The organism is Microbispora sp. NPDC088329 (genome assembly GCF_040685655.1).
GTDB lineage: Bacteria > Actinomycetota > Actinomycetes > Streptosporangiales > Streptosporangiaceae > Microbispora.
In genome coordinates this window covers 186,710-206,638 of record NZ_JBFBIP010000008.1, presented here as the reverse complement: position 1 = coordinate 206,638, position 19,929 = coordinate 186,710, and the positions used below count along the sequence as shown (strand labels likewise).

General features: G+C 71.8%; 14 protein-coding genes. 2 read left to right on the top strand and 12 right to left on the bottom strand.

The features are described 5' to 3' along the window. Positions 1-106: 106 nt before the first annotated feature. The 5 genes from AB0O28_RS17800 to metH form a co-directional block, all read right to left on the bottom strand. On the bottom strand, positions 107-1,879 hold the full coding sequence (locus AB0O28_RS17800) for an ABC transporter substrate-binding protein (protein ID WP_363641311.1): 1,773 nt from the start codon (positions 1,877-1,879) through the stop codon (positions 107-109). Between the two features lie 72 nt (positions 1,880-1,951). Next, entirely contained in the window at positions 1,952-2,950 is a 999-nt protein-coding gene (locus tag AB0O28_RS17795) for an ABC transporter permease (protein ID WP_363641309.1), read from the bottom strand. 363 nt (positions 2,951-3,313) lie between these two features. Further along, the gene (locus tag AB0O28_RS17790) at positions 3,314-3,790 is read right to left on the bottom strand and encodes a cellulose synthase (protein ID WP_363641307.1); all 477 of its coding nucleotides are present in this window, start codon (positions 3,788-3,790) and stop codon (positions 3,314-3,316) included. Between the two features lie 70 nt (positions 3,791-3,860). Continuing rightward, positions 3,861-4,502: an HAD family phosphatase gene (locus AB0O28_RS17785; protein WP_363641305.1), complete on the bottom strand. Its 642-nt coding sequence runs from the start codon at positions 4,500-4,502 to the stop codon at positions 3,861-3,863. An 80-nt stretch (positions 4,503-4,582) separates the two neighbouring features. Further along, positions 4,583-8,047: a methionine synthase gene (metH, locus tag AB0O28_RS17780; RefSeq protein WP_363641303.1), complete on the bottom strand. Its 3,465-nt coding sequence runs from the start codon at positions 8,045-8,047 to the stop codon at positions 4,583-4,585. A 219-nt stretch (positions 8,048-8,266) separates the two neighbouring features. On the opposite strand from metH, the gene AB0O28_RS17775 reads away from it, so the two are divergent. Further along, entirely contained in the window at positions 8,267-9,121 is an 855-nt protein-coding gene (locus AB0O28_RS17775) for a PAC2 family protein (RefSeq protein ID WP_357054844.1), read from the top strand. Between the two features lie 277 nt (positions 9,122-9,398). On the opposite strand, the gene AB0O28_RS17770 is transcribed toward AB0O28_RS17775, so the two are convergent. Next, complete coding sequence (locus AB0O28_RS17770) at positions 9,399-9,833, bottom strand: cellulose binding domain-containing protein (RefSeq protein ID WP_363641301.1); 435 nt, start codon at positions 9,831-9,833, stop codon at positions 9,399-9,401. Positions 9,834-10,126: 293 nt separating this feature from the next. Here AB0O28_RS17770 and AB0O28_RS17765 point away from each other — a divergent pair, with 293 nt between their 5' ends. Next, positions 10,127-11,581, top strand: a complete 1,455-nt coding sequence (locus AB0O28_RS17765) for a helix-turn-helix domain-containing protein (protein ID WP_363641299.1) — start codon at positions 10,127-10,129, stop codon at positions 11,579-11,581. A 48-nt stretch (positions 11,582-11,629) separates the two neighbouring features. Here the strand turns inward: AB0O28_RS17765 and AB0O28_RS17760 are convergent, their stop codons facing one another. The 6 genes from AB0O28_RS17760 to AB0O28_RS17735 are packed head-to-tail and all read right to left on the bottom strand — an operon-like array spanning position 11,630 to position 19,853. Continuing rightward, positions 11,630-12,376 carry a sirohydrochlorin chelatase gene (locus AB0O28_RS17760; protein WP_363641297.1) on the bottom strand — a complete coding sequence of 249 codons (747 nt, stop codon included), beginning with the start codon at positions 12,374-12,376 and terminating at the stop codon, positions 11,630-11,632. Beyond that, a complete protein-coding gene (locus AB0O28_RS17755; RefSeq protein ID WP_363641295.1) occupies positions 12,373-13,536 on the bottom strand; it encodes a uroporphyrinogen-III synthase in 1,164 nt (387 codons plus the stop codon). The genes AB0O28_RS17760 and AB0O28_RS17755 overlap by 4 nt, the downstream gene beginning before the upstream one ends. Then, positions 13,533-13,889 (bottom strand): nitrite reductase small subunit NirD, encoded by a 357-nt coding sequence (gene nirD, locus AB0O28_RS17750; protein ID WP_363641293.1) that lies wholly within the window; start codon positions 13,887-13,889, stop codon positions 13,533-13,535. Before nirD ends, AB0O28_RS17755 begins: the two co-directional genes overlap by 4 nt. Beyond that, a complete protein-coding gene (gene nirB, locus AB0O28_RS17745) occupies positions 13,886-16,339 on the bottom strand; it encodes a nitrite reductase large subunit NirB (RefSeq protein ID WP_363641291.1) in 2,454 nt (817 codons plus the stop codon). The genes nirD and nirB overlap by 4 nt, the downstream gene beginning before the upstream one ends. Positions 16,340-16,353: 14 nt before the next feature. Continuing rightward, positions 16,354-17,760, bottom strand: a complete 1,407-nt coding sequence (locus tag AB0O28_RS17740) for an FAD-dependent oxidoreductase (protein ID WP_363641289.1) — start codon at positions 17,758-17,760, stop codon at positions 16,354-16,356. Next, positions 17,757-19,853: a molybdopterin oxidoreductase family protein gene (locus AB0O28_RS17735; protein WP_363641438.1), complete on the bottom strand. Its 2,097-nt coding sequence runs from the start codon at positions 19,851-19,853 to the stop codon at positions 17,757-17,759. The genes AB0O28_RS17740 and AB0O28_RS17735 overlap by 4 nt, the downstream gene beginning before the upstream one ends. Positions 19,854-19,929 lie beyond the last annotated feature (76 nt).

The window sequence follows — 19,929 nt, the reverse complement described above, 5'->3', positions numbered from 1 at the left end:
ATCTCGGTCTGACGGCCGGGTCGCCCGGCCGTCAGACCTTCACCTGCCTTCGACAGAGGTTCCAGGGGGGTTCCCGGGAGATCGTGGTGTCTCCCGGGAACGCGGACTACTGGGTGCCCAGAGTGAGGTACTCGTACATGCCCCAGTTCTGGCTGACGAAGACGTTCTTCAGCGTGGGCGGCCGGTAGAAGAGGCTGTGGGCCCAGACGTAGGGAAGGACGTACGCGTCGTCCATCACCTTCGCGTCGACGTCGGCCCAGGCCTTCTCACGGGTGGCGTCGTCGGTCGCGGCGGCGGCGGCGTCGACGAGCTTGTCGATCTCCGGGTCCTTCACGCTGAGGTTGGTGTTACCGGCGGGACGGATGGTCCGGCTGTCGACGATCTGCTGGAAGAAGCCGTAGCCCTCGGGGTAGTCGGCGCCCCAGCCGTAGAGCATGATGCCCAGGCCGTTCTTCTTCGCGAAGTCGGGCTTGCCGGCGTAGAGCTTGAAGTAGTCGCCCTGCGGGTAGCCCTTGAGGTCGAGCTTGATGCCGACCTTGCCGAGCGACTGCTGCAGCGCCTCGGCCGTCTGCTTCTCGGCGTCGCGCTCGTTGCGGAAGGAAACAGAGGTGCTGAAGCCGTCCGGCTTGCCGCACGCCTTGAGCTCTTCCTTGGCCTTGTCCAGGTCACCGGTCGGGTGGGCCTCGACGCCGTAGGGGTCGATCTTCTGGTAGCCGGTCATCACCGGCGGCATGAGGCTGAGGGCGATGTCGCCGCCGGCCTCGGGACCGCCGAAGGCGCCCTGGATGGCCGACCGGTCCGCCGCGTACAGCACGGCCTTGCGGCAGTGGATGTTGTCGAGCGGCGGAACGTCCCCGTTGAGGTTGGCGAACCAGGTGCGGGACAGCGCCGCCGAGTCGGCGTACTGCTTGCGCTTGGGATCGGTCAGCACGCTCGCCCGGGCGTTGGCCCCGACGCCGCTGCTGTTGACCACCACGTCCAGCTTGCCGGAGATCAGGCGCTGGTCGAGGTCGTCCTCGTTCTGGCCCAGCAGCACCTCGATGGAGTCGTTGAGCTGCTTGCGGTTGGGGTCGGAGCTCGGGTCCCAGTTCGGGTTCTTGACCAGCTCGATCCGCTTGCCGAGCTCGTGGCTCTTGAACATGTACGGGCCGGTGGCGACCGGGTGCTCCTTGTACTTCGAGCCCGTGTCCTTGGCCTCGGGCACCGGAGCGGTGATGGGGAGCATCGCGAAGTAGTCGAAGCCGCCGTACGGCTTCTTGAGGTGGAACACGATGGTCTGGTCGTCGGGCGTCTCGATCGCCTTGAGGTCGTCGAGCTTGCCCTTCATCTTGTAAGGACCGGTGTAGCCCTTGAGGTCCAGCCAGTCGTTGAAGTAGGTCGGGCCGCTGGGCAGCACGTCCTTGTCCAGCGCACGCGCGACGCCGTACTTCACGTCCCTGGACGTCACCGGCGTGCCGTCCTCGAACTTCACGCCCGCGCGGAGCTTGTAGGTCCAGGTCTTGCCGTCGTCGCTCGGCTTGCCCAGGTCCTCGGCCAGGTCGCCGACGAGCTGGAGGCCCTCCTTGCCCGGCACCGGCTTGAACATCGTGAGCGCGCGGGTGTAGAGGCGGGCGAAGTTCCACGAGTAGCCGTAGTACATGTCACCCGGGTCGACCGAGTCGAAATCGCCCGGCATGCCCATGCGGAGCGTGCCGCCCGTCTTGTCCGACGGGTTGACGACCTGCGTGACCGCGGCGTTGTACTCGCTGGACGGCGCTTCCCCGCCGCCCGAGCCGGACTTGGCGCCGCTCTTGCCGCTGCCGCCACCGCCGCAGGCGGCGAGGGCGAGGGCGAGGCCGGTGGTCACCGCGACCGCCGACGCCATTGATCTGAACTTCATCGACCTGACACCCCATCTGTAGGAGTCGTTGTTTGCCTTCGGAAGTACGTTGACTGAGGGACAAGCACGCCGTTATCGGGCCTTGGGATCGAAGGCGTCCCTGAAACCGTCGCCGAGCAGGTTGAACGCGAGCACGGTGACGAAGATCGCCAGGCCGGGGAAGATCATGTAGTTCGGCGCCACGCTGTACTTGTGCACCGCGTCGGCGAGCATGGCCCCCCAGGTCGGGGTCGGCGGCTTGACACCCACGCCGAGGAACGACAGAGCGGCCTCGAACAGGATGTTCGACGGGATCAGCAGCGTCGCGTAGACCATGATCGGCGCAAGCAGGTTGGGCAGGATCTCCTTGAACAGGATCGTGTGGTTGCGCGCGCCCAGGCTCCTGGCCGCGTCGACGAACTCCCGTTCTCGCAGGGAGAGCGTCTGCCCGCGGACGATCCGCCCGACGTAGGGCCAGTTGAAGAAGCCGATGATGAACACGAGCAGGCTGATCCTCAGCGCGTCGCCGGACAGGCCGAACGCGCTGTCGGGGATGACGCCCGCCAGCGCCAGTGCGAACACCAGCAGCGGGAAGGCGAGGAAGATGTCCATCAGCCGGCTGATGATCGTGTCGACCCAGCCGCCGAAGAATCCCGCCACGATGCCCAGCACGGTGCCGAGCACCACGCAGAGCAAGGTGGCGAAGAACGCGATCAGCAGCGAGACGCGGGCGCCGTAGACGATCCGGCTGAACAGGTCACGCCCCGTCGTCGGCTCGACGCCGAACAGGTAGTCCCAGCTCATGCCGCCGAACGAGCCGAGCGGGGCCTGGATGGCGGGGTCGATCTTCTCCCGGTGCCACTCGTCGGGAGGGTGCCCCAGCCAGGACACCAGCAACGGCGCGAAGATCGCCACCAGGATCAGCAGGATGATGATCACGCCACCGGCCATCGCGACCTTGTCGCGCTTGAGGCGCATCCAGGCGATCTGGCCGAGGGACCGGCCCTGGATCGCCTTCCCGCCCACCCCGTCGACGACGGCCTCCGGAGTGGCCTCCGTGTCGCCACCGGTGACGTCCATCGGCGCGGTCATCGATCCTCCTTCGCCCTGCCCGAGCGGACCGCGACAGCGGTGACACGCTCGGGGTAGCCCGGGATCGATCCGGCGGAGAAGCGGCGGCCGGTTACGACCTTGCCTCGCACGGCCATGTGGTGCAGGCCCCCTGGATCCCAGACGACATTGTCCGAAGGGGTCGCGTGGTGTGCGACCCCCGGAGGCAGAATCTATGCTCTGAGCTGGGCTGACCAGTCCCCGGAGGCGGCCTGTGGCTTAACTGTGATTCACGCGAAACTCATTCGTGTTGATCTTGAAGCTAATGTCCGCGTCCCGTTCCGGTTGTGTCGTGGAACCGTAACATTGCACTGACCGGTAACTTGGTCCCACGATGTGGGATGATCAGCTGATCCCCCGGCGCTTGAGAATGTCCTCGATGTCCGAGAAATCATCCCCAGCGGGCTGTTCGACCTGTCGTGGCGCCTTCTTTGCGGTTTGCGCTGCTTTGGGCGCCGCCGTCTCCGGCGCGGCGGCCGCACCGGCCGGCTCGGGCCGTGCCGTACGGGCCCGAGAGAGGGTACGGCCGCGCAGCGTGCCGGAGACGACGAACAGCAGCGCCGACAGCCCGGCCAGGACCACCCCGGCCCACACGGCCGGCGACAGGACCAGGCCGGTCACGAAGCCCACCGCGGCCGCGCCGATGTTCCACAGCGTCCGCAGCGCGCCGGCGAGGTAGGCGGCGAGCGGCAGCAGGGACCAGGCGGTGGCCCGCAGGCCGGCGGTCACCCCCCTGCGCCGGAAGGCCAGATAGCTGAGCCCGATCCCCACCGCGGTAAGGCCGGCGCACAGCGGCAGCCAGGCGATGTCGGTATATGTCATGGCGGGTCCCCTTCGTCCACGGCGTACCCCCCATCCTGGCACCCCGGAGGCGACGGCGCGGGGGCCCGCGTCAGAGGACGAGCGACCGCAGGAAGTCCACGTCGACGTCGAGCAACGACGGCATGACGACCCGCCCTGGCGCCTGGGCGATCGGCAGGACGCCGGGCACGGCGACGACGCGGCAGCCCGCCGCGGTCGCCGAGGCGACGCCGTTCGGCGAGTCCTCCAGCGCGACGCACCGCTCAGGGTCCACCGACAGCAGGCCGGCCGCGGTCAGGTACGGCTCCGGGTGCGGCTTGGTGCGGGTGACGTCGTCGGCGGTCACGACGATCTCGAAGTGCTCCCGGCCCACGGCCTTGAGCACGGCGTCGGCGATGCCGCGCAGCGACGAGGTGACCAGCGCGGTGCGCACGCCCTGGTCACCCAGCCCGCGCAGCAGGTCGAGGGCCCCCGGCATGGGCTCGACGCCCCTCGACAGCCGGCTCTCCATTCCGTCGATCAGCCACTCCCCCACCACGGCGGGATCGACGTCGGCCTGCGTCAGCTCCAGCATGTACGCGACGGTGCGGTCCCAGGAGCCGCCCACGAGCTGCTCCTGGTGCTCCGGGCCCCAGGCTCCGCCGAGGCGGGTGACCACCTCGGTCTCGACCTCGAACCACACCCCTTCGGTGTCGACGAGCAATCCGTCCATGTCGAACAGCACGGCGTCCACGTGGCCCCTTCCCCCGGTGAGACCCCCGATCAGGGGGGACCAACATGGTAAGGGGCGCGCGTGGACGCCCATGCGGCCGGTCAGACGTTGAAGTACTTCGCCTCGGGGTGGTGGACGACCAGGGCCGAGGTGGCCTGCTCGGGGTGCAGCTGGAACTCCTCCGACAGCGTCACGCCGATGCGCGACGGGTCGAGCAGCTCCATGACCTGCACCTGATCCTCCAGGTTGGGGCAGGCCGGGTAGCCGAAGGAGTAGCGGCAGCCGGCGATGTTCACCTTGAGCATGTCGGCCAGCGACTCGTCGCCGCCGATGCCCAGCTCCGACCGCACCCGCGCGTGCCAGTACTCGGCCAGCGCCTCGGTGAGCTGCACCGACAGGCCGTGCAGCTCCAGGTATTCGCGGTAGGCGTCCTTCGCGAACAGCTCCGCGGCGGCCTCGCTGATCCGGTTGCCCATCGTGACCACCTGGAAGGCGACGACGTCGGTCTCGCCGGACTCGCGGGAGCGGAAGAAGTCGGCCAGGCACAGGTGGCGGTCGCGCCGCTGCCGGGGGAAGGTGAAGCGGGTCCGCTCCTTGCCGTCGTCGTCCAGGATGATCAGACTGTCGCCCTCGCTGACACAGGGGAAGTAGCCGTAGACGACCGCCGCCTCCAGCAGGTTCTCCGTCTGCAGCCGCTCCAGCCACATCCGCAGCCGCGGCCTGCCCTCGGTCTCGACCAGCTCCTCGTACGACGGGCCCTCGCCGCCCCGGGCGGCCTTGAGGCCCCACTGGCCCATGAACGTCGCCCGCTCGTCGAGGAAGGCGGCGTAATCGGCCAGCGGGACGCCCTTGACCACCCGGTCGCCGAGGAACGGCGGGGTGGGCACCGGGTTGTCCGCCGCGACGTCGGAACGGGCCGGCAGGTCCTCCTCGGCGGTCCGCTGCAGCACCGCCCCGGTCTTCACCCGCCGCGCGCGCAGCGGCGGCAGCGTCGCGCCGTCCTCGCCGCGCTTGACCGCCATGAAGGCGTCCATCAGGCGCAGGCCCTCGAACGCGTCGCGCGCGTACCGCACCTCGCCCCGATACACGTCGGCCAGGTCCTGCTCGACGTACGCCCTGGTCAGGGCGGCACCGCCGAGCAGCACGGGGTATTTGCCGGCGATGCCCCGGGAGTTCATCTCCTCGAGGTTCTCCTTCATGACCACCGTGGACTTCACCAGGAGCCCGGACATGCCGACCACGTCGGCCCGATGCTCCTCGGCGGCCTCCAGGATCGCCGACACCGGCTGCTTGATGCCGAGGTTCACCACGTCGTATCCGTTGTTGGACAGGATGATGTCGACGAGGTTCTTGCCGATGTCGTGGACGTCGCCCTTGACCGTGGCCAGCACGATGCGGCCCTTGCTGCTGCCCTCGACCTTGTCCATGTGCGGTTCGAGGTAGGCCACGGCCGTCTTCATGACCTCGGCCGACTGCAGCACGAAGGGAAGCTGCATCTCGCCGGAGCCGAACAGGTCGCCGACGACCTTCATGCCGTCGAGCAGCACGTCGTTGATGATCTCCAGGGCCGGCCGCTGGGCCAGGGCCTCGTCGAGGTCGGCCTCCAGGCCCTTGCGCTCGCCGTCGATGATGCGCCGCTTGAGCCGCTCCCACAGCGGCAGCCCGGCCAGCTCGGCCGCCTTGCCGGCCTTCATCGACGCCGCGTCCACGCCCTCGAACAGCTCCATGAACCGCTGCAGCGGGTCGTAGCCCTCGCGCCTGCGGTCGTACACGAGGTCGAGCGCGACCTGGCGCTGCTCGTCGGGGATGCGGTTCATCGGCAGGATCTTGGAGGCGTGCACGATGGCCGAGTCGAGGCCCGCGTTCGCGCACTCGTTGAGGAACACCGAGTTGAGCACCATGCGGGCGGCCGGGTTGAGGCCGAACGACACGTTGGAGACGCCCAGGGTGGTCTGCACGGCCGGGTAGCGGCGCTTGAGCTCGCGGATCGCCTCGATCGTCTCCAGGCCGTCGCGCCGGGTCTCCTCCTGCCCGGTGGCGATCGGGAACGTCAGGCAGTCGACGACGATGTCCTCGACCCGCATGCCCCAGTTGTGCACCAGGTCCTCGACGAGGCGGGTGGCGATCCGCACCTTCGCCTCCGCGGTGCGAGCCTGGCCCTCCTCGTCGATGGTCAGCGCGACCACGGCCGCGCCGTGCTCCTTGACCAGGCGCATGATCTTCTGGAAGCGGGAGTCGGGGCCGTCGCCGTCCTCGTAGTTGACCGAGTTGACCACGGCCCGGCCGCCGATCATCTCCAGCCCGGCCTCGATGACGGCGGGCTCGGTCGAGTCGATCACGATCGGCAGCGTCGAGGCGGTGGCGAAGCGGAACGCCAGCTCCTTCATGTCTGTGACGCCGTCGCGGCCCACGTAGTCGACGCACAGGTCGAGCAGGTGCGCGCCGTCGCGGGCCTGCGCCCTGGCGATCTCCACGCACTCCTCGTAGTTGCCGGCCAGCATCGCCTCGCGGAACGCCTTGGAGCCGTTGGCGTTGGTCCGCTCGCCGATGGCGAGGTAGGAGGTGTCCTGCCGGAACGGCACGTGCTGGTACAGCGACGCCGCGCCCGCCTCGGGACGCGGCCGCCGCTCGCCGCGGGCGCGGCCGCCCACCCGCTCGACCACCTGGCGCAGGTGCTCGGGTGTGGTGCCGCAGCAGCCGCCCACCAGCGCGAGCCCGTAGTCGCGGGTGAACGCCTCGTGCGCGTCCGCCAGCTCCCCGGGACTCAGCGGGTAGTACGCGCCGTCGGCCGTGAGCTGCGGCAGCCCGGCGTTCGGCATGCAGGAGATCGGGATCCGCGAGTGCCTGGCCAGGTAGCGCAGGTGCTCGCTCATCTCGGTGGGACCGGTGGCGCAGTTGAGCCCGATCAGGTCGACGCCGAGCGGCTCGATCGCGGTCAGCGCGGCGCCGATCTCGGAGCCGAGCAACATCGCGCCGTTGGTCTCGATGGTGACCTGCGTGATGATCAATACGTCCCGCCCCGCGGCCTCGACGGCCCGCTTCGCGCCGACGACCGCCGCCTTCACCTGCAGCAGGTCCTGGCAGGTCTCGATGATCACGGCGTCCGCCCCGCCCGCGATCAGACCGGCGGCGTTGTCCCTGTAGGCGTCGCGCAGCGTCTCGTACGGCAGGTGGCCGAGCGTGGGGAGCTTCGTGCCGGGGCCCATCGAGCCGAGGACGAACCGGGGCTTGTCCGGCGTCGACCAGTGGTCGGCCCGCTCCCTGGCCAGCCGCGCGCCGGCCTCGGACAGTTCGAAGATGCGGTCCTCGATGCCGTACTCGCCAAGGGCCGCGCGGTTGGCGTTGAAGGTGTTGGTCTCGACGCAGTCGACCCCCACCTCCAGATACGCGTCGTGAACGGCACGCACGATGTCGGGACGGCTCACGTTGAGCACGTCGTTGCAGCCCTCGTGGCCCTGGAAGTCGTCAAGAGTGGGGTCGTAGGACTGCAGCATCGTCCCCATGGCCCCGTCGGCGATCAGAACTCGCTCGGACAGCACGGTACGGAAGGACGGTCTGCTGGTCATGGAGCAAGCCTATCGGCCCCGCCGAACCGAATATCGTTCGCGCGCGCGAAACCGGGATACGGGCCGGGTAAGGGGCGCCCGGTTCCCGGCCGCCGGGGCGAGAGCCGCTGGTCAGGGCAGCGCGACGGGCCGGTGCCCCGGCGGAGGTGACGTACGGGGCCCCTCACCGAATAGTCTTGGAGTGAGCCATAGTGCACAAGGCCAGTGAGGAGGCGGCGCGTGATCGAGTTCGAAGGGCTCCCCGAGCTCGTCGACCCGGTGCTGATCGCCGCGTTCGAGGGGTGGAACGACGCCGGCGAGGCGTCCAGCGGCGTGCTCGCGCACCTCGAGTCCGAGTGGAAGGCCACCCCGCTCGTCGAGCTGGACCCTGAGGACTACTACGACTTCCAGGTGACCCGGCCGGTCGTCGAGCTCGGCGACGGCCTGACCCGCTCCATCGTCTGGCCGACCACCCGGCTGCTGCTCGCCCGCCCGCCGGGCGCCAAGCGCGACGTGGTGCTGCTGCGCGGCATCGAACCCAACATGCGGTGGCGCTCGTTCTGCGCGGAGATCGTCGGGCTCTGCCACGACCTCGGCATCGAGCTGGCCATCCTGCTCGGCGCGCTGCTCAACGACTCGCCGCACACCCGGCCGGTGCCGATCACCGGCTCGGTCAGCGACCCCGGCATGGCCCGCGCGCTCAACCTGGAGCTGACCAAGTACGAGGGCCCGACGGGCATCGTGGGCGTGCTGCAGCACACCCTGGGCACCGCCGGGCTGCGGACGGTGTCCCTGTGGGCGTCGGTCCCGCACTACGTCGCCCAGCCGCCCAACCCCAAGGCCACCCTCGCGCTGCTGCGCCGCATCGAGGACATGCTCGACATCCCGATGCCGTACGGCGACCTGGCAGAGGAGGCGCGAGCCTGGGAGCACGGCGTGGACGAGCTGGCGGCCCAGGACAGCGAGGTGGCCGAATACGTGCGGGAGCTGGAGGAGCGCAAGGACGCCGCCGAGCTGCCCGAGGCCAGCGGCGACGCCATCGCGGCCGAGTTCGAGCGCTACCTGCGCCGCCGCGACCGCGGCACCGACCGCTGACGACGCCGGCACCGCCGGAACGGCGTTTCCGAGCGGAATTCCCCGCGCCGGGCCCCCGGCGGTCGCGCGCCCGATGACACAGCGTCTCACCGGCGAGTAGGCGTCATTCCCATGAAACGCCTTTTCATGAAACATGCGCCCCGGACGGGACCCGGCTCCTTTTCAGAATAAACGCGCGGCGGCCCGGACGCGCCTTTCATGAAACGCCGGCCGCTTTTCATGAAACAACGGCCCCCGCTCCGGAATGTGAGCGGGAGCCGTCGGCCTCATGCGGCGATCAGGCGCAGACGGCGCCCTGCAGCGTGAACGCGTCCGGCACCGCGGCCTCACCGCCGGAGTTGAAGTCGAACCCCAGCTGCCCCGCGGCGGGCACGTCGCTGTTGTGCGGCAGGCCGTTGACGTACACCGTCCGCCCGATCTGCGTGTAGCCGACGCCGCCCACGCCGGCCACGTGCTGGGTGCCGGTCCAGTCCCAGGTGAGCTCCCAGTTCCTGATCACGTCGCCGGAGTTCTCGATCCTGACCTCGCCGAGGAAACCGGTGTTCCACGAGTTCGTCACCCGGTAGGAGACGGAGGCGTGGAGGCCCTCGCACTGGTAGGTCCGCCACGGCGTGGCCGCCGAGGCCGGAGCGGCGGAGGCCGCGACGAGGGCGGAGGTCAGCAGCGCGCCGCCGGCGACGATACCGGCGAGCCCCTTCATGGTGCGCTTCATTTCCAGTCCTTTCTGGATTCCGCGTTAACGGGGTGTTACGAATCGGCGTGCGCTTCCGCAGCGGCGCCGAGACCAGTGAATCGGGAATCGTCCCGCCGTCCCAGGAAGAACCACCGGCCGGATTTCCGGCGGAAAGACCGGCATTTCCACACCCCCCCGGACCGCCGTTCTGCCGGGTGAATACAATGGCCCACGGAAAGGGCGGGAAAAATCCCGCCGGCAGCGCGAACGGAGAAAGCGACGCCCGGCACCCACACGACGCCGGGGGACCACACAACGGCGGAGGGGTGCCGGTGGACGGTGAACGGCGGGACGGATTCGGCGGGGTGCTGCTGGCGCTCAGACGGGCCGGCAGGCTCACCCAGGAGGAACTGGCGGAGGCGTCCGGGCTGAGCGTGCGGGCCATCCGGGAGCTGGAGCGGGGGCGTGTGCGCGTGCCACAACGGCGGACGGCCTCCGCGCTGGCCGACGCGCTCGGCCTCGTCCCGGAGGACCGGCACCGCCTGCTGGCCGCCGCGCGGGCGGGCCGCCCGGCCCCCGCGCCCTGCTCACCCTCGGGGTCCCCGGAGCCCCCGATGTCCCCGCTGCCCCCGATGTCCCCAGTACCCTCACCGCCCTCAGCGCCCCCAGGGCCGGCCCGTCCGGAACCGTCCGGTGGGGCTCCGGGTGCCCCGGCCGAGCTGCCGGTTCCGCTGGGCGACCTCGTGGGCCGGGAGGCGCAGGCCGCGTATGTCCGTGAGCACGCCTCCCGCGTCGCCGCCGGGGACCGTCGCGGCGCGCCGGTCCTGACGTTCCACGGCCCGCCCGGTGTCGGCAAAACGAGCCTCGCGGTGTACGCCGGGGACCGCGTGCGCGCCGCCTTCCCCGACGGGCAGCTGTTCGCCGAGCTCGGGGGCACGGCCGCCGAGCCCCTCGATCCCGCCGAGGCGCTCGGCGCCTTCCTCCGTTCACTGGGCACTCCGGAGGAGCGGATCCCGCCGGCGACGGCCGAGCGGGCGGGATTGTTCCGCACCCTCACGCGGGGCCTGCGGCTCCTCGTGGTGCTCGACGACGCCGCCCACGAGGGGCAGGTGCGCCCCCTGCTGCCCGCCGGGCCGCACTGCCTGGCGCTGGTGACCGGCCGGCGGCCGCTGACCGGGCTGGACGGCGCCGCTCGGATCGCGCTGGACGTCCTCGCGCCCGGCGACAGCGTGCGGCTGCTCGGCGGCATCGTGGGGCACGAGCGCGTCGAGCGCGAGCCGGCGCAGGCTCGCAGGCTGGCCGAGCTGTGCGGGCACCTGCCGCTCGCGCTGCGCATCGCCGGCGACCGCCTCGCCGGCCGTCCGGGCTGGCGGGTCGGGCACCTGACCGGCTGGCTCGGCGACCACCGGCACCGGCTGACCGCGCTGACCGCCGGCGATCTGGAGGTGCGCTCCGCCTTCGACGTCTCCTACCGGCGGCTCGGTCCCGGAGCCGCCGCCGTCTTCCGCCACGCCGCGCTGATCCCGGGACCCGACTTCGGCGCCGAGTCCGCCGCGGCCGCCGCCGGAGTGGCCGTCCCCGATGCGCTCGCGGCCCTGGAGGAGCTGGCGGACGCGGGGCTGCTCAGCACGACCGGCACGCGCTACCGCTTCCACGACCTCCTGAGGCTCTACGCCCGCGAGCGCCTCGACGCGGAGGATCGGCACAGTCACGGCCCGCGGCCGGCTCACTCACGCCTCCGCGAGACCGCCGGCCTCCGGTGGCAGCGGAGCGCGACGAGCGCGTGACCTCCGGCAGCAGACGTCGCAGGACCGGCGCTGCCGGCCGCGGCGGGGTCACCACCGGGCGCGGGCGATCCCCGGCGGGACGGACGTGGCGGCGGGCACGGGATCGCGGGACACGGAGTGCCGGGCGAGTGCCTCGTCGAAGCGGGCCCAGACGAGGGCGGCCAGGTCGTCGTCCACGCCGAGGGGCGCGCTGACCAGGTCCGCGCCGCTGCTCACCAGCCTGTCGTGGAAGAAGCCGGGCGCGAGCAGGTAGGAGGCGACGGCCGCCCGGGGGGTGAGGCCGGCCCTGGCGCGTTCCAGCGCCTCGGCGACCGTGGGCGTCCCGGCCGAGGAGAAGGCGGCGGTGACGGGACGCGAGAGCCGTACGGACAGCAGCCGGGCGGCGGCGCGGACGTCGTCCAGCGCGGCGGGGTCGGACGAGCCGGCCGCTCCGAGGATCACGGCGTCGCACGGCCGCAGGCCCGCCGCGGCCAGGCGGCGCGTCAGCACCGAGGTCAGCAGCCGGTGCGGCCCGAGCTGCCCGGCGACCACCGCGTCCGGCCGGGTGCGGGCGACGACCGCCGGCAGGTCGATGTGCACGTGATATCCCCCGGCCAGCAGCATGGGGACCACCACGACCGGTCCGGGTGTCTCCGCCAGCACGCCGGCGAGCAGCGGCGCGCTGATCTCCAGGAACCCGAGCTCCACCGGTGCGCCCGGCCGCGCGCGGCGCACGCGATCCGTGAGAGCCTCCATCACGGACTCCCAGTGGCCGCTGCGTGCCCCGTGCGCCGCCATCACCAAAGTGGGGGTCATCTCTCGTCCCGGCCGCAGGCCAGGCGGTAGCCGCGCTTGACCACGGTCTCGACGATGCCGGAGGGACCGAGCGCCCGGCGCAGGCGGGTGATGGCCATCTCGACCGCGTGCTCGGCCGAGTCGCGGGACGGGCCGCCGGGCAGCACGACCCGCAGGTCGGCCCGGTTCACGACGTGCCCGGGGCGCTCGGCGAGCCGCTTGAGCACGGCCATCGGGGCGGGCGGCAGCGGCTTGAGCTCGCCGTCGACCACCACGGCGTGACCGCGGATCTCCAGCTCGTGCCCGCCCGCGACGAGCCGGGTGACGCCGTTTTCCGGCAGGTGGCGGGCGAGGGTCCGGGCGAGCGCGCCGAGGCGGGCCCGGTCGGGCTGGACGACCCGCACGTCGCGCTGGGTCAGGGGCCCGGCGGTGACCGGGCCCACGCAGGCCGCCACGACGCGGGTGTCGAACGCGGCGAGCAGCGCGTCCTCCAGCCCGTCGGCGCGGGCGGCGCCCAGCATGGCCAGCACGGCGGGGGCGCTGGTGAAGGCCACCGCGTCCACCGAGCCGGTGATCGTCTGGCTGATCAGGCGGCGCAGCGGCGAGGTGTCGCGGTAGGGCAGCCACCGGTAGACCGGCACCTCGATCACCTCGGCGCCCGCCTCCCGCAACGACGCGACGAAACCGTCCAGCGGCTCGCCGTGCAGTTGCACGGCGATGCGACGGCCGTGCAGGTCCTGCGCGAGCAGGTACTCCTTGACCTCCTCGCACGACTCGGTGGCCGGCGTCCAGGCGTCCACCAGGCCCGCCGCGCGCACGGCCCCGCGCGCCTTGGGGCCGCGGGCGAGCAGTCGCGCGCCGCCCAGGTGGGCGTTCAGCGCGGCGGACAGGCCCCAGCCCTCCGCCGCCGCCATCCACCCGCGAAACCCCACACCGGTGGTGATGACCACATCGTCGACGGGCGCCTCCAGGCAGGCCCGGGTCGCCGCGAGCAGCCCGGTGTCCTCCGCGAGCGGCACGATGCGGATCGCGGGCGCCCGCACGACCCGGGCGCCGCGCCGCTCCAGGAGCGCGGAGAGCTCTTCGCTGCGGCGGGTCGCCGTCACCCCTATCGTGAACCCGGCCAGCGCGTCGGGCGCGGTCTCAAGGGTCATCGGGACCTCCTCCAGCAGCGTGGTCATGCCACGCTCACCTCCACGGTTCCGTCCGTCATACGGATGGGATAGGTCGGCACGGCGACGCGGGGATCGTCCACGCACACGCCGGTGACCAGAGAGAACACCTGCTTGTGCATGGGCGAGGCGACGGTCGGCTCGCCGCCCCGCGTGCCGACGATGCCCCGGGACATCACCTGCGCCCCGCTGAACGGGTCGAGGTTGCCCAGGGCGTAGAGGGCGCCGTCGAAGGCGCGGAAGACCGCCACCTGCCGGTCGCCGACGAGCACCGCCGCGCCCCGCTCGGGCAGCAGGTCGGTGTAGGAGCAGATCGGAATCCACTGGCCGGCACGGGTCGCCGTCATGTCGAGGACGGTCATCTGCGGGTCACCTCCAAGGGAATCAACACCGGCTTGATCTGGTCGCGCTCGGTCTCGAAGGAGATCGAGGGGTCGGGAACGCCCGGCGCGTTCACAAAGCTGACGAAGCGGCGCAGCTTGTCGGGGTCCTCGATGGCGGCGCGCCACTCGTCTGCGTACGTGGACACGTGCCGCTCCATCTGCGCGTCGAGTTCGGCGCAGATGCCGAGCGAGTCCTCCATGATGACTTCACGGAGGTAGTCGAGCCCGCCGTCCAGGTTCTCCAGCCAGGCGGCGGTGCGCTGGAGCCGGTCGGCGGTGCGGATGTAGAACATCAGGAACCTGTCGATGGTCCTGACCAGGTCGTCGGTGGACAGGTCGGACGCGAGCAGGTCGGCGTGGCGGGGCGTGAAGCCGCCGTTGCCGCCCACGTAGAGGTTCCAGCCCTGCTCGGTCGCGATGATGCCGAAGTCCTTCGACCGGGCCTCGGCGCACTCCCTGGCGCAGCCGGAGACGGCGGACTTCAGCTTGTGCGGCGAGCGCAGCCCCCGGTAGCGGAGCTCCAGGGCGATGGCCATGCCCACCGAGTCCTGCACGCCGTAGCGGCACCAGGTGGACCCGACGCAGGACTTCACCGTCCGCAGCGCCTTGCCGTACGCGTGGCCGGACTCGAAGCCGGCGTCGACGAGGCGGCGCCAGATGGCGGGCAGCTGCTCGACCCGGGCCCCGAGCAGGTCGATGCGCTGCGCCCCGGTGATCTTCGTGTAGAGCCCGAAGTCTCGGGCCACCTCGCCGATCACGATCAGCTTGTCCGGGGTGATCTCGCCGCCCGGGATGCGCGGGACGACCGAGTAGGTGCCGTTCTTCTGGATGTTGGCCAGGAACTGGTCGTTGGTGTCCTGCAGCGCGGCCTGCTCGCCGTCGAGGATGTGGCCGCGGCCGAGGGAGGCGAGGATCGAGGCGACCGCGGGCTTGCAGATGTCACAGCCGCGGCCGGTCCCGTGCTCGGCGATGAGCTGGGAGAACGTCGTGATCCCCCGGACGTTGACGATGTCGAACAGCTCGGCCCTGCTGTGCGGGAAGTGCTCGCACAGCGCCTTGCCGACGTCGACGCCCGACTTCACCAGGATCTGCTTCAGCATCGGCACGCAGCTTCCGCAGGTGGTGCCGGCCCGGGTGCAGTCCTTGATCCCCTGCACGTCGGTCAGGCCCTTGTCGGCGATCGCCTCGCAGATCCTGCCCTTGGTGACGTTGTTGCAGGAGCAGACCTGCGCGTCGTCGGGCAGGTCGACCGACGCCTTGCCCGCGCCGGCGAACAGCAGGTCGCTCGGCGCGCCGGGCAGCGGCTTGCCGACGAACGGCCGCAGCGCGTTGTACGGCGCGGCGTCGCCGACGCAGATGCCGCCGAGCAGGGTCGTGGCGTCGTCGCTGATGAACAGCCGCTTGTAGACGCCGCCGACGGGGTCCATGTAGGTGACGTCGAGCGCGCCCGACATGGCCCCGAACTGGGCCACCTCCACGCCCAGCAACTTGAGCTTGGTGGACATGTCGGCGCCGGTGAAGGCGGCCGTCCCGTCCAGGATCCGTTCGGCGGCCACCTCCGCCTGGGTGTTGCAGGGCCCGACGAGGCCGTAGACCATGCCCGCGGCCAGGGCGCACTCGCCGATCGCGTAGATGTGCTCGTCGGAGGTGCGCATGCCCGCGTCGACGACGATGCCGCCGCGTTCGCCGACCTCCAGGCCGCAGGCGCGGGCGAGCTCGTCACGCGGCCGGATACCGGCGGAGAAGACCACGACCTGCGCGTCGATCGCCTCGCCGTCGGGCTTCACGAGCGACGTGACCCGGCCGTCCTGGCCGGCCTCGATCGACCGCACGCCCGCGCCCGTGTGAATCGTCAGCCCGAGCCCCTCGATGTGCCCGCGCAGCACCGAGCCGCCGCCCTCGTCCACCTGGCGCGGCATCAGCCATCCGCTCATCTCGATGACGTGCGTGGCGAGGCCGAGCCCGCGCAGGGCGTCGGCCGCCTCCAGGCCGAGCAGTCCGCCGCCGATGACGACACCCGCGCGGGCGTCCCGCGAGGCCTCCCTGATGGCGTCCAGATCGTCGATGGTCCGGTACACGAAGCAGCCCGGCAGGTCCCGGCCCGGCACCGGCGGCACGAACGGCGCCGACCCGGTGGCCAGCACCAGCACGTCGTACGGCTCGCTGTCGCCGGCGTCGGTGGTGACGGTGCGGTTCGCGCGGTCGATCGCGGTGACGCGGACGCCGGTCCTGAGCGTGACGCCGTCCGGCACCGGATAGGTGAGGTCCTCGACGCTCTTGCCGCTGAGATAGGAGGTCAGCGCCACCCGGTCGTAGGCCGGGCGGGGCTCCTCCCCGAACACGGTGACCGTCCCGTCGAAGCCCCGGCCCGCGAGCGTCTCGATCAGGCGGTGTGCCGTCGGGCCGTGTCCTACAACGACGAGTCTCATCCGCTTACGGTCCTTCATGCGCTCACGCCTTCCTGCTCACACAACCAGCCGACGATGCCCTCGACCGCGTCGCGGCAGCTCCCGCAACCGGTGGTGGCCCTCGTCGCGGCGGCCACGGCCTCCACGTCCCGCGCGCCGGACTCCCAGCACGCCCTGATCTGGCCTTTCGTCACGTTGTTGCACTGGCAGACCCGGGCCGAGTCCGGCATCCGGGTGGGGTTGCCGGCCACGGCCGCGCCGACGGGCCCGAGGTCCGGGAACAACAGCCCGGTCCGGTCGCCGGGCAGGGGCCCGCCCCGGTCGAACAGCTGGGTGAGCGTGCCCACGGCGGAGGTCTCGCCCAGCAGGATCGCGCCGATCAGCCGGCCGTCGCGGATGACGAGCTTGCGGTAGGTGCCCCTGTGCCGGTGGGAGAAGCGGACGATCTCCGCCTCGTCCTCGCCCAGCTGGGTCTCTCCCATGGCGGCGAGCTCCACGCTCTTGGCCTTCAGCCGGGTGACCAGCCGCGAGCCGCGGTATCGCGCGTTCTTGTCGGCGCCGGTGACGAGGTCGGCCACGACCGACGCCTGCTCCCAGCCGGGGGCGACCAGTCCGTAGACGCGGCCGGCGTGCTGGGCGCACTCCCCGATCGCGAAGATCGACGGGTCGTCGGTGCGCAGCTCGTCGTCGACGACGATGCCGCGCTCCACCTCCAGCCCAGCGTCGCGGGCGAGCCCGACGACGGGTCGCACGCCGCAGGCGAGCACGACCAGGCCGGCCTCGATCAGCTCGCCGTCGGCCAGTTCCACGTGCCGCTCGCGGATCGCGCTCACCGTGACGCCCGTGCGGACGGCGACGCCGAGCGCGCCGAGCGTCTCGCGGAGGATGAGCCCGGCCTCCGCGTCGAGCTGGCGCTCCATCAGGTGCCCGGCCAGGTGCAGCAACGTCACCGGGACGCCCCGCCCGGCCAGGCCCCGCGCCGCCTCGATGCCGAGCAGCCCGCCGCCGATCACGACGGCGCTGCGCGCGCTCGCGGCGGCCCCCCTGATCCGGTCGCAGTCGTCCAGCGTGCGGAACGCCGTCGCCCGCTCCACCCCGGGGATCGGCGGGACGACCGCCTCACTGCCCGTGGCGATCACGAGCACGTCGTACGGCTCGCGCGTGCCGTCGGCGGCGACCACGGTCCGGCAGTCCCGGTCGATCGCGGTGACCGCGACCCCGAGGCGGGCGGTCACGTCGTGCTCGGCGTACCAGCGGGGGTCGAGGAGCCGGACCTGGTCCGGGCTCGACGTGCCGGCCACCACGTTCGACAGCAGGACCCGGTTGTACGGCTGCCAGGCTTCGGCGCCGAACACCGTGATCTTCACGTCCTTGTCCCTGGCGCGGACCTCGCTCACCAGGCGCGCACCCGCCATCCCGTTCCCCACCACGACGAGCCTCACGCGACACGCTCCCCTTCGGCGCACCGCTCGATCGCGGCGGCGCAGACCTTGAACTCCGGCATCCGCGACATCGGGTCGAGCGCCGGGTTGGTGAGCAGGTTGACGCCCTCCCAGTGGAACGGCATGAACAGCGTGTCCGGCCGGATCGAGGCGTTCACGCGGGCGACGCCCTCGGCGGCGCCCCGGCGGCTGCGCACGCGGACGCGGTCGCCGGGGGCGACGCCGAGCCGCTCGGCGAGGTCCGGGTGCAGTTCCACGAACACCTCGGGCGACGCCTGCGTGAGCGGGCGGATCCGCCGCGTCTGCGCCCCCGACTGGTAGTGGGCGAGCACCCGCCCGGACGTCAGGTAGAGCGGGAACTCCTCGTCCACGTCCTCGGCGGGCGGGCGGTGGTCCACCGGCACGAGGCGGGCCCGGCCGTCCGGGGTGGCGAAGCGGTCCAGGAACGGCCGCGGCGTTCCTGGGTGCGGATCCTCTCCGGTGTCGGGGCACGGCCAGAACACCCCGGTCTCGGCCGCGATCCGCTCGTAGGTGATGCCGGAGTAGTCGGCGACGCCTCCGGCGGAGGCCCGGCGCAGCTCGTCGAAGACCGTGCGCGGGTCGGCGGGGAACTTCTCGCCGCACCCGAGCCGCTCGGCGAGGCCCCGCAGGATCTCCAGGTCGCCGAGCACGCCCGGGGGCGGCGCGGCGGCCTGGCGGCGCAGCAGGACCCTGCCCTCCAGGTTGGTCATCGTGCCCGACTCCTCGGCCCACTGGGTCGTGGGAAGCACGACGTCGGCCATGGCCGCGGTCTCCGACAGCACGAAGTCGGCGACCACGAGCAGGTCGAGCGCGTCCAGCCGCCGGGCGACGTGCCCGGCGCGCGGCGCGGACACGACGGGGTTGGAGCCGAACAGCAGCAGCGCCCTCGGTCCCTCCGGCGTGCCGAGCGCGTCCAGCAGTTCGTACGCGGACCGGCCGGGACCGGGCAGACCCGCCGGGTCGATCCCCCAGACGGCCGCGACGTGCGCCCGCGCCGCCGGGTCGTCGATCTTGCGGTAGCCGGGGAGCTGGTCGGCCTTCTGGCCGTGCTCCCTGCCGCCCTGGCCGTTGCCCTGCCCGGTCACGCAGCCGTAACCGGAGCCCTCACGGCCGGGCAGCCCGAGGGTGAGCGCCAGGTTGACGAACGCGGTGACCGTGTCGGTGCCCTTGGCGTGCTGCTCGGCGCCCCGGCCGGTCAGGACGATCGCCCGCTTCGCCTCGCCGAGGATGCGTACGGCCTCGCGCATCCGCGCGACCGGGACGCCGGTGACGCGCTCCACCCGCTCCGGCCACCAGGCCGACACCGACGTCCGCACCTGTTCGAAGCCGGTCGTGCGGGCGGCGAGGTAGTCCAGGTCGGCGTACCCGTCGGCGATCGCGATGTGCAGCAGGCCGAGCGCCAGCGCGAGGTCGGCGCCCGGGGTGACCTGCAGGTGCAGGTCGGCCAGCTTGGCGGTCTGGGTGCCGCGCGGGTCGATCACGACGAGCCTGCCGCCCCCGGACCGCATCGCGGTCAGGTGCCGGACGAAGGGGGGCATGGTCTCGGCGACGTTGCCCCCGGCCAGCAGGACCGCGTCGGCGCGGGCGATGTCGGTGACGGGGAACGGCAGCCCCCGGTCCATGCCGAAGGCCCGGTTGACCGCGGCCGCCGCCGAGGACATGCAGAACCTGCCGTTGTAGTCGATCTGGCTGGTCCGCAGCGCCACCCTGGCGAACTTGCCGAGCTGGTAGGCCTTCTCGTTGGTCAGCCCGCCGCCGCCGAACACCGCCACGGCGTCCGACCCGTGCTCGGTCCTGATGGCCTCGATCCGGGCGGCGACGTAGTCGAGCGCCTCGTCCCAGCTCACCGGGCTGCCGTGCAGCAGCGGGGTGGTGAGGCGTTCGGGCGAGGTCAGCAGTTCGGCCGCCGTCCAGCCCTTCTGGCACAGGCCGCCGGCGTTGGCCGGGATGTCCTCCCGCGGAGTGATCTCACCCTTCGTCACGTACATGCCGCACTGGAGCGCGCAGTACGGGCAGTGGGTGGCCGAACCCACGGCGGCGCCCACGGCAGCGCCCGCGGCGGCCTGTGACATCACAGGGCCGGGAGCGTGTGGTGAGATCGGCATGTCTCCGATGGTGCTGACAGGCGGTTTCACCGCTGGGTCCCTT